14 protein-coding genes are annotated in these 15,806 nt (G+C 57.1%); 2 read left to right on the top strand and 12 right to left on the bottom strand.

Annotated elements, in window-relative coordinates; translation table 11 throughout:
* Positions 1-21 precede the first annotated feature (21 nt).
* Together AAIE03_RS16265 and AAIE03_RS16260 are read left to right on the top strand one after the other, a co-directional pair.
* Positions 22-2,217 carry a TonB-dependent siderophore receptor gene (locus AAIE03_RS16265; RefSeq protein WP_013024254.1) on the top strand — a complete coding sequence of 732 codons (2,196 nt, stop codon included), beginning with the start codon at positions 22-24 and terminating at the stop codon, positions 2,215-2,217.
* A gap of 209 nt (positions 2,218-2,426) precedes the next feature.
* Positions 2,427-4,088, top strand: coding sequence for a methyl-accepting chemotaxis protein (locus AAIE03_RS16260; protein WP_013024255.1), 1,662 nt, complete (start codon positions 2,427-2,429; stop codon positions 4,086-4,088).
* A gap of 43 nt (positions 4,089-4,131) precedes the next feature.
* On the opposite strand, the gene AAIE03_RS16255 is transcribed toward AAIE03_RS16260, so the two are convergent.
* The 12 genes from AAIE03_RS16255 to AAIE03_RS16200 all read right to left on the bottom strand — a co-directional run bounded on the left by AAIE03_RS16255 (position 4,132) and on the right by AAIE03_RS16200 (position 15,791).
* Positions 4,132-5,205 (bottom strand): acyltransferase family protein, encoded by a 1,074-nt coding sequence (locus AAIE03_RS16255; protein ID WP_014606882.1) that lies wholly within the window; start codon positions 5,203-5,205, stop codon positions 4,132-4,134.
* A gap of 263 nt (positions 5,206-5,468) precedes the next feature.
* Entirely contained in the window at positions 5,469-5,987 is a 519-nt protein-coding gene (locus AAIE03_RS16250) for a YagU family protein (protein ID WP_028715953.1), read from the bottom strand.
* Between the two features lie 38 nt (positions 5,988-6,025).
* Positions 6,026-6,724: an L-ribulose-5-phosphate 4-epimerase gene (araD, locus tag AAIE03_RS16245; protein ID WP_028715954.1), complete on the bottom strand. Its 699-nt coding sequence runs from the start codon at positions 6,722-6,724 to the stop codon at positions 6,026-6,028.
* Positions 6,721-7,581: an L-ribulose-5-phosphate 3-epimerase gene (locus AAIE03_RS16240; RefSeq protein ID WP_014595123.1), complete on the bottom strand. Its 861-nt coding sequence runs from the start codon at positions 7,579-7,581 to the stop codon at positions 6,721-6,723. Before AAIE03_RS16240 ends, araD begins: the two co-directional genes overlap by 4 nt.
* On the bottom strand, positions 7,578-8,234 hold the full coding sequence (gene ulaD, locus AAIE03_RS16235; RefSeq protein ID WP_014595124.1) for a 3-keto-L-gulonate-6-phosphate decarboxylase UlaD: 657 nt from the start codon (positions 8,232-8,234) through the stop codon (positions 7,578-7,580). The genes AAIE03_RS16240 and ulaD overlap by 4 nt, the downstream gene beginning before the upstream one ends.
* Positions 8,231-9,712 (bottom strand): FGGY-family carbohydrate kinase, encoded by a 1,482-nt coding sequence (locus AAIE03_RS16230; RefSeq protein ID WP_498563086.1) that lies wholly within the window; start codon positions 9,710-9,712, stop codon positions 8,231-8,233. The genes ulaD and AAIE03_RS16230 overlap by 4 nt, the downstream gene beginning before the upstream one ends.
* A complete protein-coding gene (locus tag AAIE03_RS16225) occupies positions 9,709-11,004 on the bottom strand; it encodes an MFS transporter (RefSeq protein WP_014595126.1) in 1,296 nt (431 codons plus the stop codon). The genes AAIE03_RS16230 and AAIE03_RS16225 overlap by 4 nt, the downstream gene beginning before the upstream one ends.
* Positions 11,005-11,019: 15 nt before the next feature.
* Positions 11,020-11,487: a NanQ anomerase/TabA/YiaL family protein gene (locus tag AAIE03_RS16220; protein WP_019105625.1), complete on the bottom strand. Its 468-nt coding sequence runs from the start codon at positions 11,485-11,487 to the stop codon at positions 11,020-11,022.
* Positions 11,488-11,497: 10 nt separating this feature from the next.
* Entirely contained in the window at positions 11,498-12,496 is a 999-nt protein-coding gene (gene yiaK / locus AAIE03_RS16215; protein ID WP_064352965.1) for a 3-dehydro-L-gulonate 2-dehydrogenase, read from the bottom strand.
* Positions 12,497-12,748: 252 nt separating this feature from the next.
* The gene (locus AAIE03_RS16210) at positions 12,749-13,579 is read right to left on the bottom strand and encodes an SMP-30/gluconolactonase/LRE family protein (protein WP_014595129.1); all 831 of its coding nucleotides are present in this window, start codon (positions 13,577-13,579) and stop codon (positions 12,749-12,751) included.
* Between the two features lie 14 nt (positions 13,580-13,593).
* Positions 13,594-14,694 (bottom strand): ABC transporter substrate-binding protein, encoded by a 1,101-nt coding sequence (locus tag AAIE03_RS16205; protein ID WP_013024267.1) that lies wholly within the window; start codon positions 14,692-14,694, stop codon positions 13,594-13,596.
* Positions 14,691-15,791: an ABC transporter permease gene (locus AAIE03_RS16200; protein WP_013024268.1), complete on the bottom strand. Its 1,101-nt coding sequence runs from the start codon at positions 15,789-15,791 to the stop codon at positions 14,691-14,693. The genes AAIE03_RS16205 and AAIE03_RS16200 overlap by 4 nt, the downstream gene beginning before the upstream one ends.
* Between the last annotated feature and the right edge of the window lie 15 nt (positions 15,792-15,806).

Below are 15,806 nucleotides of genomic sequence, written 5' to 3'. Positions count from 1 at the left end.
ACCTCGCACGCAGGAACGATAATGAAGACTAAAAACAAGAATATCTGGCTGCTTAATCCGCTGCTGTTAGCCATGATGGCGCCCGCGGTCGCACAGCAAACCAGTGAAAATGACATGGTGGTTTCGGCCAGCCGTACGCACCGTACGGTGGCAGAAATGGCTCAAACCACCTGGGTGATTGAGGGGGCCGAACTGGAGCAACAAGTCCAGGGCGGCAAAGAGTTTAAAGATGCGCTGGCGCAGCTGGTGCCGGGCCTGGACGTCAGTAGCCAGGGCCGAACCAACTACGGCATGAACATGCGCGGCCGCGCGATTGTGGTGCTGGTGGACGGCGTTCGCCTGAATTCTTCGCGCACAGACAGCCGCCAGCTGGATTCGATCGATCCCTTTAACATCGATCACATCGAGGTGATCTCCGGTTCAACCTCGCTGTACGGCGGGGGCAGCACCGGTGGTCTGATCAATATCGTCACCAAAAAAGGCCAGCCGGGCACCCAGTTTGAGTTTGAAACCGGCACCAAAACCGGGTTTAACAACAGTAAAGATCACGATGAGCGCGTGGCGGGCGCAATCTCGGGCGGCAATGACCGCGCCTCGGGACGGTTGTCGGTGGCCTACCAGAAGTTTGGCGGCTGGTATGACGGCAACGGCGATTCTGTTTTGCTCGATAACACCCAGACGGGCCTGCAATACTCCGATCGTCTGGATGTGATGGGCACCGGCACGCTTGAGATTGACGATCACCAGCAGTTGCAGCTGGTGACGCAATACTACAAGAGCCAGGGCGATGACGATTATGGCCTCTATCTTGGCCGAAACTTTTCGGCGGTAACCGGTAACGGTAACGCCTACACCAGTAAAGGACTGAACTCAGACCGTATTCCCGGCACCGAGCGCCACCTGGTCAGTCTGCAGTACTCTAATACCGATTTCCTGGGTCAGGAGCTGGTGGGTCAGGTCTACTATCGTGATGAATCTCTGGCGTTTTATCCCTTCCCAACGGTGTCCGGCGGGCGGGTGACAAGCCTCTCTTCCTCTAAACAGGATACTGACCAGTACGGCGGCAAGCTGGCAATCACCAGTAAACCGCTCGACAACCTGCAGCTGACCTACGGTGTTGATGCCGATCATGAACGTTTTAGTTCCAATCAGATGTTCTTTGATCTGGCACAGTCGGCCGCCTCGGGTGGCCTGAACAACCAGAGCATTTACACCACCGGACGCTATCCGGGTTATGACATTACTAACCTGGCGGCTTTCCTGCAGTCCAGCTACGACATCAACGATACCTTCACCTTGAGTGGCGGCGTACGTTATCAGTACACCGAAAACAAGGTGGACGACTTTGTCGGCTATGCCCAGCAGCAGGCGATTGCTAATGGCACGGCGCGTTCGGCCGATGCGATTCCAGGCGGCTCAACGGATTACGACAACGTCCTGTACAACGCCGGTATCCTGATGCATATCACCGAGCGGCAGCAGGCATGGTTCAACTTCTCGCAAGGCGTTGAACTGCCGGATCCGGGCAAGTATTACGGCAACGGCACCTATCGTCTGCAAAACGGCAACTACCAGTTGTTGAACAGCGTTAATGTCGATCAGTCGAAGCTTCAGGGCATCAAAGTCGATTCTTACGAGCTGGGCTGGCGTTACACCGGTAATGACCTGCGCACGCAGTTAGCAGCCTACTATTCGCTGTCAGACAAATCGATTTCGGTCAACCGCAGCGATATGACCATTAACGTGGACGATGACAAGCGCCGTATTTATGGCGTGGAAGGTGCGGTGGATTACTTTATCCCCGATACCAACTGGAGCACCGGCGTCAACTTCAACCTGGTCAAGTCTGAAACCAAAAAAGATGGCGGCTGGAAAAAGTGGGATGTCATTTATGCCAGTCCATCGAAAGCCACCGCCTATGTTGGCTGGTCGCCGGATCCCTGGAGCCTGCGCCTGCAAAGCACGCAGTCGTTTGACCTGACCGATAACGGCGGCAACAAAATTGACGGTTATACCACCGTTGATTTTATCGGCAGCTACCAGTTGCCGGTGGGCAAGCTGAGCTTTAGCGTCGAGAACCTGCTGGATCGCGACTACACCACGGTGTGGGGACAGCGTGCGCCGCTGCTCTACAGTCCGACCTATGGCTCGCCGTCGCTGTTTCAGTATAAAGGCCGGGGTCGTACCTTTGGGCTGAACTATTCGGTACTGTTTTAAGTCTTCATTCTTGCCCGGTGTGACGCCGGGCAAGCCTCACTCAATCTCACTTTTTCCTCCTGTCGCCGCTAAACACGCTGTGCCGTTACATAATGTAAACAATACCTAAACGAATACGCTCAGTTTTGTCAGGTACATGCCGATAGTCTTTATGTACGTACATTTAATGCACAAAGCATTTTCGTTTTAACGACCAGGCGGAACAAAAAATGACCATTACACAGCGACTTTTCCTGACCTTCTCCCTCCTTGCCGCCTCACTGGCTGTTCTGGCTATGGTGGCGATCACGGTGGTAACAGGATTTCAATCACGCTTCGATTACGTGCAGAGAAATACAATTCCTTCTATTACCGATCTTAATAAGCTTGTCGATAGCAGCAATGCCCTGACACTGCTGCTTTATCGCCATCAAAGTGCGACCGATCAACGCAAGCAGGCCCAGTTTGAGAAAGATATCGCTGGCGTGATTGCGGATCTGAAAAAGCAAAACCAGTATTACTTTGATCACGACCTTTCCAGTGCTGAAGACAAGGCCCTGAGCGAAAAAGCCTTTGCGGAGATAAAAGAAGCGGAAGCCAGGCTGCCGACCTTTTTTGCCGGGTCACGGGCACAAAATGATGCCATCGCGTTGGGCGCGATCCAGGGAGACAGTGGTGTGGGCCAGTCTGTTCGCGATCTGATAGCGGGGTTAAAGCGACAGCTGCAGCTGAATGTGGACATTGGCAAAACCTACAGCCAGCAAAACAATCAGGTTTATCAACAAACCTTGTGGGGCATGTCCGGCGGTTCGCTGCTGATTATCCTGCTGCTTGGCGCGTTTTCGGTGAAAACCATCTTCAGCATCCGTCGTCAGCTCAACGCGATTCGTGCCACCATGGAAAGCGCCAGCGAACGCCTCGATCTGACGCTGCGCGCAGATGAGTCGCGTCGCGACGAAATTGGCTTAACGGCCAGCGCTTATAATCACCTGGTCAGCAATGTGGCGCAGTCGTTGTCGTCCGTTGAACAGGCATCCCACTCTGTCGGCTCTGCCTCATCCCAGATTTCAGCCGGCAACGACGATCTCTCGGCGCGTACCGAAGAGCAGGCAGCGTCGCTGGAGGAAACGGCGGCCAGTATGTCTGAACTGAGCGAAACCGTGCGTCAGACGGCTGAAAATACCCGCCTCGCCAGCCAGCTGTCCAAAAATGCGCGTGAAATCTCGGAAGACAGCTCGGGCAAAGTCAAAACCATGCTGAGCACCATGTCCGATATCAAAAGCAGTTCAGCGAAAATCAACGACATTATTGCATTGATTGAAGGCGTTGCCTTCCAGACCAACATCCTGGCGCTGAATGCGGCCGTTGAAGCCGCCCGTGCCGGTGAGCAGGGACGCGGTTTTGCCGTGGTCGCCGGAGAGGTGCGTAATCTGGCACAGCGCTCTTCTTCTTCTGCCCGTGAGATCAAAGCACTGATCGAGTCCTCCATGCGCTACGTTGAAACCGGTGCCGCTCAGGCTGAAGAAGTCGGACAAAATATGGGCCGGATGAACGATGCCGTGCGTCAGGTAAACGATCTGGTCGATGAGATTGCGGTGGCGGCAAGCGAACAGTCGCAGGGCATTGGTCAGGTACATGAAGCGGTTAATCAGATGGACAGCGTAACCCAACAAAACGCCGCACTGGTGGAGCAGGCTTCTGCCGCTGCGCGTTCGTTAACGGAGCAGTCCACCACGCTGCAACAGCTGGTGGCCGCCTTTACCATCCGTTCAGCTCAGGTTGTCGCCGCTAAGCCGCCTTTAGCCGCCGTGACGGCCGCGCCCGTGCTGAAGCGTCCACAGCTTGCGGCGGCAGGTGCAGGTGCGCAGGAAGATAACTGGCAGAGTTTCTGATCGTGGCGAAGCAGTGGCCCGGGCGGCCGCTGCTTTTAAAGGGTTACGAACTTCTGTGCAGCGTCAACGGCGTTGATAACCAGCGGGCAACGCGTTTGCCTGCCTTAATGGCGGGTTTTTCAATCCAGAAAAACATCACGGAGGCCAGCGCCACACTGATGCTAATGGAGAGGATGAAAATCATCAGATTGTCCGTCCAGGCTTTATCCGCCAGGCTGTTCATCAGCAATATCATCATCGGATAGTGGATGAGATAGAGCGAATACGAGATATCGCCAAAGAAGATCAGCGTGCGGTTATGACCACTTTCCGTGCGGTAACCCAGCATCACCGTGATGCTCATAATGGCCGCCGCCAGCCAGAAACCGCCATGCAGGCCAAACGGCTGCGGCCCAATCATCAGCGCTGTCGCAAACGCCAGTACCAGCCCCACCTGCAGTATTCTGCGCATCTGAGGATTCAGCTCAGGGAGCTTTTGTCTGACGATTAATTCAGCCAGCATCATCCCTAAGATAAACTCCATGCAGATGGTATTGCTGATAAGTTTGATCCACGCCTGCCACCAGTGCGTCACCGCCATATCAGGCGAAACCTGAGAGGAAAAGGTAAAACTGCCGTTGTAATACAGCTGAAAGCCCACGCTGGAGGCGAGGAAAATCAGTGCACACAGGAAGCTACGGTAGCGATAGTTTATGCACATCGCCACGGTGAACACGGCGTAGAACAGGATCTCATAGGAAAGCGTCCACGGCGGACCTAATGCGCTGAATCCAAAGGTCGGCCCGGGGCTGCTGTAATCCTGCAGGCAGAAGTAGAGCGCACAGGACATATCCTGAAGCGAACGGTCGTGATAAACCACCACGAACGAGAGCAGCCAAACCACAAAGAAGACCGGCCAGATGCGGAAAAAGCGTTTCACCATGAACGACGTCGGCGCTTCGTTAAACTGATGCGTAATAAAAGTCATGATGAAGCCGCTGATAATAAAGAATACGTCCACGCCCAGCGCGCCGGGGATGTGCCGGGTCCAGTGACTTTCTAACAGCGATGAGTTGTGCGCCAGCACCACAAGTAGCGCAGCCAGGCCGCGCAGATACTGGATTGAGACGATTTTCATGAGCGTTACAGGCCTGTAAGTTTACTCAATCACGGCGTTCGCCTGAACGAGCCGGTTAGGGTTAAGCGTAGGCCGTATTGTAAAAATGCCTTAACGATTATCAACCGCCATTTAGCAGCAAGGAAAAAAGGATTTTGCCTGATAGCCTAATTTTGCAGAAAAATGGCGACGATCGACGGAGTTAGGCGCACAGGAACAGAAGTGCGCCATTGGGATTTCAGAGGGTTCTTAAACAAATATGATGACTTGAGGGAATACAGGCACTATGCGGACGCGCGCGGAAAGACGCTCCCGCCCATGGCGCGCCGGAAGATCTCGATCGTCCACATCCACAGAATATGCCCTAACGTCTCCGAGGCGATTTCCGCTAACGGCAGGTGCCACAAGGGCGGTGCCCAGCCGTTCATCGGCAAGATCACGCCGTGAAAGCCCAGGGTAATGAGCAGGGCAAACGCTACGCCCTGGCCCAGCGTAACGACCGGGAGGATCTCGGCCAGGGCGCAGTAGAGCAGGGCGAAGATGATTGAGAACAGGTGGTGAACCCCGGCAACGCCCCAGTTCACCACGTGACCGGAATAATGATAGACCAGGTTGCTGACGTTGATCCCCATATCCTGCAGCATCTCAGCAGGGGGAATCGCCCTGTCAGGCGTTCTGGGCGGAAACGGATTCTCCGTTCCCCATTTTACGAAGCTGGCAACGTTGCCGCCCCAAAACCCTGCCCAAAGCGCCGGACCATAATGCCGGTCGGCAGGGGACGTCAGACGAAACGACCTGTTCATAGTTAACCGCTCCTGCTGAGTAAGATAACCACTGTGGATTACTGCCCGTAATAGGCACTTGCTCCATGCTTTCTGAGAAAGTGCTTGTCCAGTAAGGGCTGTTGCATGTGGGTAATACCGGGCGTCAGCTGGCGGGAGAAAATGCCCATATAGGCGATCTCTTCCAGCACCACCGCATTGTGGACCGCGTTATCGGCGTCTTTTCCCCAGGCAAAGGGCCCGTGCGCGTTAACCAGCACGGCAGGAATAGCGGTCGGGCTGATGCCGCGCGTGCGGAAGGTTTCAATAATCACTTCGCCGGTATTGTGTTCATAGTGGTGGGCTATTTCGGCCTCCGTCATCAGCCGGGTGCAGGGAATGGCCCCGTAAAAGTAGTCGGCATGGGTTGTGCCCCAGGCGGGCAGGTCCTGACCGGCCTGCGCCCAGATGGTGGCGTGGCGCGAATGGGTATGCACAATGCCGCCAATATCCGCAAAGGCGCGGTAGAGCGCCAGGTGCGTCGCGGTATCCGACGAGGGTTTTTTACTGCTTTCCACCACCCGTCCGCTTTCCAGTTCCACGACCACGATGTCGTCCACCGTCATGCCGTCGTACGCCACGCCGGAGGGTTTGATGGCCATCAGCCCCTGCGCGCGATCGACGGCGCTGACGTTGCCCCAGGTAAAGGTCACCAGATGATGGCGCGGCAGCGCCAGGTTGGCGGCCAGCACCTGCTCTTTCATGGCGGCTATGCTCATACTAAACCTCCTTCCTGCATTTTCTGTTCAATCCAGCGCCGGGCCTGCACGATCTCGGCAACCGGCTCCTCGGCTTTTTCCGTCCACATTTCAATCAGGAACGATCCGCGATAGTTCAGCGCCTTAAGCGTGCGGAATACGCCGACAAAGTCCACGCAGCCCTGACCAAAGGGGACGTCCCGAAACTGGCCCGGCGAGCTTGCGGTCACGGGTTGGGTATCCTTCAAATGAATCGCGGCGATGCGATCAATACCCAGGGTCAGTTCGGCGGTGACATCATTGCCCCAGGCGCTGAGATTGCCCACGTCCGGATAAACGGAAAACCATGGAGAAGCCTGCTGCTGCTCCCAGACTTTCCACTTGCTGATAGCGTTCATAAACTCGGTATCCATGATCTCAACCGCCAGCATCACCTGCGCCGCGGCGGCGCGTTGCACCGCACGTGACAAGCCTTCGGCAAAGCGCGCTACGGTGCCATCATCGTGAGGTTCGTAATAGACGTCGTAACCGGCAAGCTGAATCGTGCGGATCCCCACGTCCTTTGCCAGTTGGATGGCGCGATCGATCAGATCGTCTGCCCGCTGGCGGATCGCCGGATCGTGACTGCCAAACGGAAAGCGGCGATGCGCCGACAGGCACATGGAGGGAATGGTCACGCCGGTTTCAATCATGGCGTTGACCAGCGACAGGCGCTGCTCTTTGCTCCAGGTCAGGCGCTCCAGCCGCACGTCGGTTTCGTCTACCGACATTTCCACAAAATCAAAGCCACAGGCTTTTGCCAGCGCCAGTCGTTCAGGCCAGGTGAGGTTAGCGGGCAGGGCTTTCTCGTAAATACCTAACGGATGCTGGCGTTTCATACTGTTCCCCAAATGCTGGCAATGGCCTGATGGAATTCCGCTGCGCGTTGAATGCCGCTGGCGGGATCGCTGAGGGCGCGCCCGGCGATAAACGCTTTCACGTCAACGTCTTTAAATTGCGCAAGATCCTGAGGCGTAATGCCGCCCGTGATGGAGAGCGCAAAACCCAAATCCGACAGGGCTTTCATGGTATCCAGGTCATGCTGATTCCATTGCTGCCCGCTGGCCTGGGCATCCCGCCCCCGATGGTAAATGGCCTGTTTCAGCCCCAGTTGCCGCCAGCGGCGGGCATCGTCCAGCGTCCAGTGACCAAACAGTTCGATTTGAATATCGCCCTGGTGCTGCTGCGCCACGTCCAGCGCGCTGGCAAACGTCGCCAACGGTGCGGCACAGATGACCGTCATCCAGCTTGCGCCCGCCGTGAAGGCCATGTCTGCCAGCGTGCCGCCGGCATCCGCCACTTTATAGTCGGCCACCAGGGTCTTTTGCGGATGCTGCTGGCGCAGACGGCGCACGGCTTCGACTCCGCAGCTCAGACACAGCAACGTACCGGCTTCGATGATATCGACATGCTGATGCAGCTGCTGTGCGGTATCCAGCGCCGCATCCAGCGCGGTATGATCCAGCGCCAGCTGGAGTAAAGGCAGGCTCATAAGGGGGCTCCTTGTGCGTCACTCAGGACGCGGATCAGATGCTGATAACGCTGATACTTCTGCTGATAACGGGCATGCCGTGTGCTGTCCGGTAGCCAGGTGACGATATCCGGCGCCAGGGCCTGCTGGGCCTGCTGCAGCGAGGCGTAAGCACCGGTGCCGGTCAACGCCACCAGCGCCGCGCCCAGACAGCCGCTTTCGCTGATCTGCGGCACTTCAACGCGCAGGCCGCTGGCATCGGCAAACATCTGCATCCAGGGCGTGGAGCGCGTAGGGCCGCCGCTCAGACGCAGGGCGGTGACCTGGGGAAAGCGTTGCAGAATGCGGTTGAGATGCGTCAGGTGGGAAAACACCACGCCTTCGTAGATGGCCTGCACCAGGTGGGCACGCGTGTGGCCCGCCTGCAGGCCAAAGAAACTGCCGTGCAGGTCGGCCCCGGCGTTGGTGCCGTACAGAAAAGGCAGAAACAGCAGCGCGCTGCTGGCAGGTTCCAGCTCCTCGACCCACTGATTTAATTGTTGGTAGTCGCGGATGCCCCACTGCTCACAGAACCACTCCAGGTTTGCCGCCGATGTCGGGCTGGCTTCGTGGATAAGATACTGGCCTTCAATGGCATAGCGACCGTAAACGTAGGGATAGTCTGCTTCATCGCTAATGCAGTCGGTAATGCCGCTGGTCACCGACCAGGTGCCCATCACCGCGTTCAGGCGCGTTGCGTCATTCAGTCCCGCACACAGCGCGGTGGACATCACGTCAAACAGGCCCCCGACCACAGGCGTGCCGGGCAGCAAACCGCATGCGGTGGCAGCCTGCGCGGTTACATAGCCGGCAATCTGCGTTGATGCCACAATCGGGGGCAACGCCGGCACGATCTCGCTGATATCAAGCATCTCAGCCAGCGCGGGCGACCAGTCTGCCGCCTGCATGTCGTACAGATTGGATTCAGAGATGTTAGTTTCTTCACAGGCCAGCTCGCCGGTCAGACAGAAACGCAGGTAGTCGTGGGCCATCAGTACGCTGCCGATTGCGGCGTAGCGCTGCGGCTGATGCTGCTTTAGCCAGCGCAGGAGCGACACCGGATGGCCGGTCCAGAGCGTCTGTCGGGTGAGAGGATAGAGTTTTTGCGGCATGCCTTCCCGCTGCCACTGTTGCACCAGGCTCAGGGCGCGACGATCGGAGGATAAGATGCCATTTCCCAGAGGATTGCGATCTTTATCCAGCAGAAACAGCCCTTTACCCTGAGCAGAGATGCCTAATCCAGCGACGTCGGCAGCATCCTGACCGCTGCGGGTCAGTACTTCGCGAATGACCGCTGCCGCCTGCTGCCAGAGCAGCGTCATATCGCGTTCGGCATAACCCGGCTCTGGTACCTGTACCGGCAGGTTTTGCCGCGCAACGGCCAGCTCGCGGCCCTGCCTGTCGTAGAGTCCGGCTTTAATAAAGGTGCCGCCGCAGTCCAGTCCCAGCCAGCGTTTCATAATGCCTCCCGTTTCGCAGAATCACAGCGGGCAGGCAGGGTCATTGCCAGCAGCGCAGCCAGCGCCAGCGAAATGGCAAGGCTGTAAACCCCGGCATCTTTGCTGTAGAACGCAATCAGCACGCCGACCATGTAAGGCCCACAGAAGCCGCCAAGGTTGCCCAGTGCGTTGATCAGGCCGCGTGCCCCGCCCGCGACCTCGGCATTGAACAGGCGCGGCGGAATACTCCAGAACACGCCCGCGGCAGACTGAATAAACACGCCACAGCCCACCAGCGCCGCGTAGGACCACCAGATATGCGCTTTTAGCAACACCGACAGCGCCATGCATAGCGCAAAACCTGCCAGTGGCAGCGCCACAAACAGCTTGCGCCGCCCGGTTGCATCCGAAAGAACAGAAAACAGAAACATGCCGAAGATCGCCCCGACGTAGGGCAGTATGGCCAGCATACCAACCTGCTCGACATTGCCGTGGGTCAGCTCTTTAAGAATGGTGGGCAACCACAGGGTGTAGCCGTAAATGCCGGTCTGATAAAAGAAATTGACCAGAATCAGCCGCCACATCACGGGCTCATGCATGACCTTAAGCAGAGAAGCGTTGCGCACGTTCTGCCCTTTGATCATCAGTTGCTCGTTGTGCAGGGTCGTAATCAGATACTGCTTTTCAGCCGGAGAAATCCACTTCGCCTCCTGCGGCCGGTTGCTGATGGTGAAATGCCACAGGGCCATGACGACCAGCGATAACGCGCCTTCCACGTAAAACAGCATGCGCCAGTCCCAGCCGGTAATGATCCAGCCGGAGAGCGGCGCGGTAATGATCCCGGCGATCGGGACAAACATGATCACAATCGCATTGGCGCGGCCGCGCTCGGCATCCGGGAACCAGTTGCCGATCATCGTCAGCACCACCGGCAGCATGCCGCCTTCGGCGATCCCTAACGCAAAGCGCAGTGCCAGCAGCTGGTACTGACTGGTTGCCATGCCGGTCAGTATCGAAATGACTGCCCAGGCCAGCAGCGACCAGCCAATAAAGCGTTTGCCGTTACCGTAGACGGCCAGCTTGCCGCCTGGCACCTGCAAAAACAGGTAACCAATGAAGAAAATACCGCCCGCCAGACCGGCCATTGAGGCGCTGATGCCCAGTTCGGCGTCCATTCCGCCCGGCATGGCAAAGGCAATATTAACCCGATCCATATAGGAAATGATGCAGGTGATCAGGACAGGCGGAATGATCCGTAACCAGCGCAGGGCAGGGATCTTTTCACGGTTAACGGCAGTTGATGTCAGACTCATGGCCTTTCTCCTTGCTTACGCCAGATCGCAGGTGGGGATCTTGACCACCACTTTGCGAATCGGTCCTGGCGTGCCCACCGCGCAATTTGGGCGATGGATATCCTGCGGAAAAAACACGGCAAAGGTGCCCGGCAGCATGCGCACCTGGGTCTCATGCGGCACGTGCTGGTAAAAAATAATGTCGCGCTCCGGGTCGTAAGGCTGATGCACCGCGAAATCCACAGGCTGCGTTGCGACGCCGATGACTTCTTCGCCCGTAACCAGGTACTGCACATCAATGTGCAGGCGGTGTGCTTCCGGGTAGTTCTCCTCGGCCGGAACGGTGTGCAGATCCAGTACCTGCATAACCCAGCCGGTTTCACTGTCCTGATAACGTCCCGCCGCCAGGGTGAGCAGGTCGTAGCGGGTCAGGCAGGCGATCGCTTTGGCGATCGCCGGAGGATAGTGACGCGGGTCGGTATTCGCGATGTGTCCGGTGATCATGATTCCCTCCTCACAGCGCCTGGATACGCGCCCAGACGCGCTCATCTACCGGAATGCCAAGTCGCTGATTTTCAGCTCGCAGCGGAGGAAACTTATCGCCGGGCAGGCGAATGGCCTGCGCGCTGTCGGCCCGTTCAGCGTTGATAATTGATGCCCGGATGCGGTCGAGCTTGTGCTGGCGGGTTTCACCGTCGATAAGGCGGTCAACATCAATCGCGATAAAGACCTGCGAGATGCCGAATTCATCGCCGTTGTCGTGTGTCACTTCGGTGACGGAGGCACCGTTGGAGAGCAGGGTGGCCAGCATGTCCAGTACCACCGATAGCGCGGAGCCTTTCCAGTAACCCATGGGTAAGATGCGACGGTTCTGCTCAAGGGTGGCCGGATCGCGCGTGTAATTGCCTTCATCATCAAATCCGCCATCGACCGGCAGGCTCTTACCGGCCAGACGATTCACTTCCAGCATGCCGTAGGAGAACATCGACATCGACATATCCACCATGGTGATTGGCTCGCCTGGCACGGCGATGATCAGTGGGTTGGTGCCGATAGCGCCGCTTTTCGCGCCCCAGGGCGGCATCACGGCAATGGAGTTCGTCCAGCAAATGCCCACAAAGCCCTTTTCCGCTGCCTGCCAGCCATAACTGCCGCCGCGCATCCAGTGATTGGCATTACGCAGTGCCACCAGCCCAATACCGTGTTCCGATGCCAGGGCCATAGCACGATCCATCATCCCGTGCGCGGTGATGTTGCCGATGGCGCGCTGCGCATCCCACTGCTCGATCGCGCCCAGCGACAGGACTTTTTGTGGCTCCGCCTCGGGCACGATATGGCCAGCATCCAGCTGCTGAATAAACCGCGGGAAGCGGTTTACGCCGTGGGAATACACGCCGTTGAGACTGGTTTCGGTAAACATGCGCGCGCAGGCTTCGGCTTTATCCTGAGGCACGTTACGACCTGTAAGTACGCGGAGAAACTCCTCATACAACTGCTGATAGCTGATTCTCATACGACTGATACTCCCAGCGTTACCGCTTTATTTCATAATGTGGAATGTCATTTCAACTAAATGCTATGGGGAAAAGCCGGGCCAGTCAAAGAAATGACCGAAAAATTAATCAATAAAAATCAGTATCTTATATTTATTGTCGGCTTTTGTGATCTCTGGCTTATTCGCCAGATTTTGCCCACAGACGGGCCGGTCAGCCCAACAGAGGCTGACCTGATTGACGCGTGCGGCATCCCTGCCTGAGCAGACGGCTTAGGGCAGCCTTACCCGGTAGAGCGACGTGTTTGCGGTGATATAGAGTTCATTATTATCCGGCCCACCCAATGTGCAGTTGGATACCGTTTCAGGGATCGGAATTTTGCCTTTGCGCTCTCCGTCAGGGTTAAAAATAATCACGCCGTCTGCGCAGCTACAGTAAATGTCGCCGTGAGAATCGACACAGAATCCGTCCGGGAAGCCCGGCGTGACATCGGCAAAAAACTGGCCGGGCGACAGCTCGCGTCCTTTAACCTGATAGACCCGGAGCTGGTGGCGCCCCAGGGTTGGAAAGTCCACCACCGACATATCGGCAACATACAGCAGGCTCTCGTCGGGCGAAAACGCCAGCCCGTTAGGCCGTTGCAGATCGCTGGCTGCAATACTGAGCTGCCCGGAGGCGGGATCGAAGCAGTAGAGATAGCAGCCAATCACCTGACTCGGGGCCAGATAGCCTTCGTGATCGTTAACGATCCCGTAAGGCGGATCGGTAAACCAGATGGTGCCATCGGCGCGGATCGCCAGATCGTTGGGCGAGTTAAAGCGCTTGCCCTCTACTTTGTCGATCAACACGTTGACCGTGCCATCCAGTTCGGTCCGGCTGATAGCCCGGCGGCCGTGTTCGCAGCTAACTACGCGTCCCTGCCCATCCCGGGCATTGCCGTTGGCATAGTTAGCGTGATGACGCCAGATGCTGAGCTCACCGTTGCGCTGCCAGCAGTACATGCGGTTGCCTTTGACATCGCTGAATACCACCGCATCGTGCTGCGGCAGCCATACCGGGCCTTCGGCCCAGATGGCAGGGGAACACAGTTTTTCTACCTGCATGCTGCTGGCCTCCGTTACTTCACGCCCCAAATGGTTTTATAGTGCTGCTGATAACCGTTTTCGGGGTCGTAGTTATTTTGCGGTCCGCCATCCCGGCTAATATTTTCCTGAGTAATTAAGTGCGCAGGCGTGACATAGCCGGAAGGCGGCTGACCAGCGAAGGCGCGGTTGAACTCATCCAGCAACTGCCAGCCGTGGAGTTTTAACGGTTCCGCCACGGTTGCCGACTGGCTTTCACCATTGCGAATACGCTGGAAGGCCGAGACAGACCCGTCGCCCGCAGAGATATTGTATGGCGCGTTTTTGCCCCCCTTGCCTGCGGTTTTCAGCGCCGGTGCCATGAAGTCAAAATAGAGATCGTTAATCGCCAGCGAGTACTGCCAGCGGTCGCCGTACTTCTGTAACAAGCTGAAGGTGAGCGACGGCATACGGTTAGAGGTATCGGCCAGCGGCGTGTCAATAAAGTCGATGACCTTACACTCGCTGCACTTTTCAATTTCCTGCTTCATCGCATTGGCTTTATCCAGCGCGATTTTGTACAGCGAGTCGGTAAAGATGATGACCTGAGCTTTACCGCCTGATTTCACCACCGCGTACTGTGCCGCCAGGCGGGCAACCTCATTTGAGTCAGAAGTAATGTTATCCGTAATGCCGTACTGCTTAATCGGGCCTGGCTGTGGCTCCGCATGCCAGGCCATCAGCACTATCTTTTGCTGGACCGCTTTTTTGAGCGGCATTTTGGCGACGTTGGGGTTCCAGCCGCCAATAATGATGCCGTCAGGGCGCTGGGCAATAGCCTGATTCAGCGCGGCAAGCTGATCTTTCACCGATCCCGCACCGTCCAGCGTATCCAGCTTCCAGCCCGCCACTTTCGCCGCCTCGCTCAGCCCCTGCTGAACCCCCTGTACACCGCCATTTTTCATATCTGAGGCGATAAAAATCAGTTTCTTGTTCGCCTGGAGTTTCGGCCCCGTGGTAGGGCCGTCCCAGGTGGTGGCGCTGGACGTGGCTTTGGCGACGGCCGCGGTGGCCTGTTCCAGGTAGCTGTCTGCATGAGCGGGCAGTGAGGCGACCAGCATGGCAACGAGAGAAAGACCAAATACCGGATTTTTCATAATGAGTTCCCTGGTGTGATGGTTTTTTGCTGTGGGTCAGGTGTTGTTGCTGGCGTGCTCTGACTACGCACGACAGCTTTTTGGTTCAACATACGGCGACGCTGGGCGTAGCCGGCAAGCGTAATCGACAGCAACAGCGTGGCACCGTTAAATAAGGGTTCAACCCAGAAGGCGCCGCCAAACTGCTGAATACCGGCGATACCAATAGCCAGAATGGCGATGCCCACTACGGTGCCCCAAACGTTAACCCGTCCCGGACGAATGGTGGTGCTGCCCAGAAAGGCGCCCACTAAGGCAGGCAGCAGGTAATCCATCCCGACGCTGGCCTGGCCGACGCCCTGTTCTGCGGCAATCAGCACGCCGCTGAAGCCGGTAATGACGCTGGAGGCGATAAAGGATCCAATGACGTACTTATTAACGGCGATGCCGTTGAGGCGTGCCGCGACGGGATTACCGCCCACGGCATACATGCATCTTCCCAGCGGCGTATGCTCGGTGACCAGCCATAACGCCAGCGCCAGGCCCAGCACATAGAATGCGCCAATCGGAATGCCAAGGATTTCCGTGCTGTGCAGCGCGCTGAACGCATCCGGTAAATCACCCACAATTTGTCGGCCGCCGGAGTGCCACAGCGCAATGGCATACAGCACCGTCCCGGAGCCCAGCGTGGCGACGAAGCTGTCAATGTCTGCCAGCGCGACCAGGATGCCGTTAAGCAGGCCATACAGGGCCGACAACACCAGCACTGTCAGCACCGCCATCTGCCAGGAAAAGCCATATTCCACCTGCAGCGTAATGGCCAGGATGTGCCACAGCACGATGCCAAAACCGACGTTGAGGTCGATTTTGCCAACGATCATTGGCAAGGTGGCCGCCAGCGCCAGCAGCGCAATTTTTGCCTTACTGGACAGAATCGCCTGTACGGTCAACATCGAAGCGAAGGTGGGGGACAGAACTGAAAACAGTAACGCTAACAGCACACATAACAGCAGTAGCCCGTAGCGGGTGAGGATCTGCATCGACCACGGCGCAAAGCCATGCTGAGCAAGGCTGACCCGTTGTTCGAGCGCGGTGGACTTCACCGAGGTTTTAGACATTTCGTTTCTCCTGAC

The sequence above is a fragment of the Pantoea sp. Ae19-2 genome (assembly GCF_059801205.1).
Note: the sequence above shows the minus strand (reverse complement) of the source record. Positions and strands in the feature narration are given on the sequence as shown.

Coding starts and splice junctions, on each gene's coding strand:
- AAIE03_RS16265 (WP_013024254.1), top strand. CDS start 22: ATGAAGACTAAAAACAAGAATATCTGGCTGCTTAATCCGCTGCTGTTA.
- AAIE03_RS16260 (WP_013024255.1), top strand. CDS start 2,427: ATGACCATTACACAGCGACTTTTCCTGACCTTCTCCCTCCTTGCCGCC.
- AAIE03_RS16255 (WP_014606882.1), bottom strand. CDS start 5,205: ATGAAAATCGTCTCAATCCAGTATCTGCGCGGCCTGGCTGCGCTACTT.
- AAIE03_RS16250 (WP_028715953.1), bottom strand. CDS start 5,987: ATGAACAGGTCGTTTCGTCTGACGTCCCCTGCCGACCGGCATTATGGT.
- araD (WP_028715954.1), bottom strand. CDS start 6,724: ATGAGCATAGCCGCCATGAAAGAGCAGGTGCTGGCCGCCAACCTGGCG.
- AAIE03_RS16240 (WP_014595123.1), bottom strand. CDS start 7,581: ATGAAACGCCAGCATCCGTTAGGTATTTACGAGAAAGCCCTGCCCGCT.
- ulaD (WP_014595124.1), bottom strand. CDS start 8,234: ATGAGCCTGCCTTTACTCCAGCTGGCGCTGGATCATACCGCGCTGGAT.
- AAIE03_RS16230 (WP_498563086.1), bottom strand. CDS start 9,712: ATGAAACGCTGGCTGGGACTGGACTGCGGCGGCACCTTTATTAAAGCC.
- AAIE03_RS16225 (WP_014595126.1), bottom strand. CDS start 11,004: ATGAGTCTGACATCAACTGCCGTTAACCGTGAAAAGATCCCTGCCCTG.
- AAIE03_RS16220 (WP_019105625.1), bottom strand. CDS start 11,487: ATGATCACCGGACACATCGCGAATACCGACCCGCGTCACTATCCTCCG.
- yiaK (WP_064352965.1), bottom strand. CDS start 12,496: ATGAGAATCAGCTATCAGCAGTTGTATGAGGAGTTTCTCCGCGTACTT.
- AAIE03_RS16210 (WP_014595129.1), bottom strand. CDS start 13,579: ATGCAGGTAGAAAAACTGTGTTCCCCTGCCATCTGGGCCGAAGGCCCG.
- AAIE03_RS16205 (WP_013024267.1), bottom strand. CDS start 14,694: ATGAAAAATCCGGTATTTGGTCTTTCTCTCGTTGCCATGCTGGTCGCC.
- AAIE03_RS16200 (WP_013024268.1), bottom strand. CDS start 15,791: ATGTCTAAAACCTCGGTGAAGTCCACCGCGCTCGAACAACGGGTCAGC.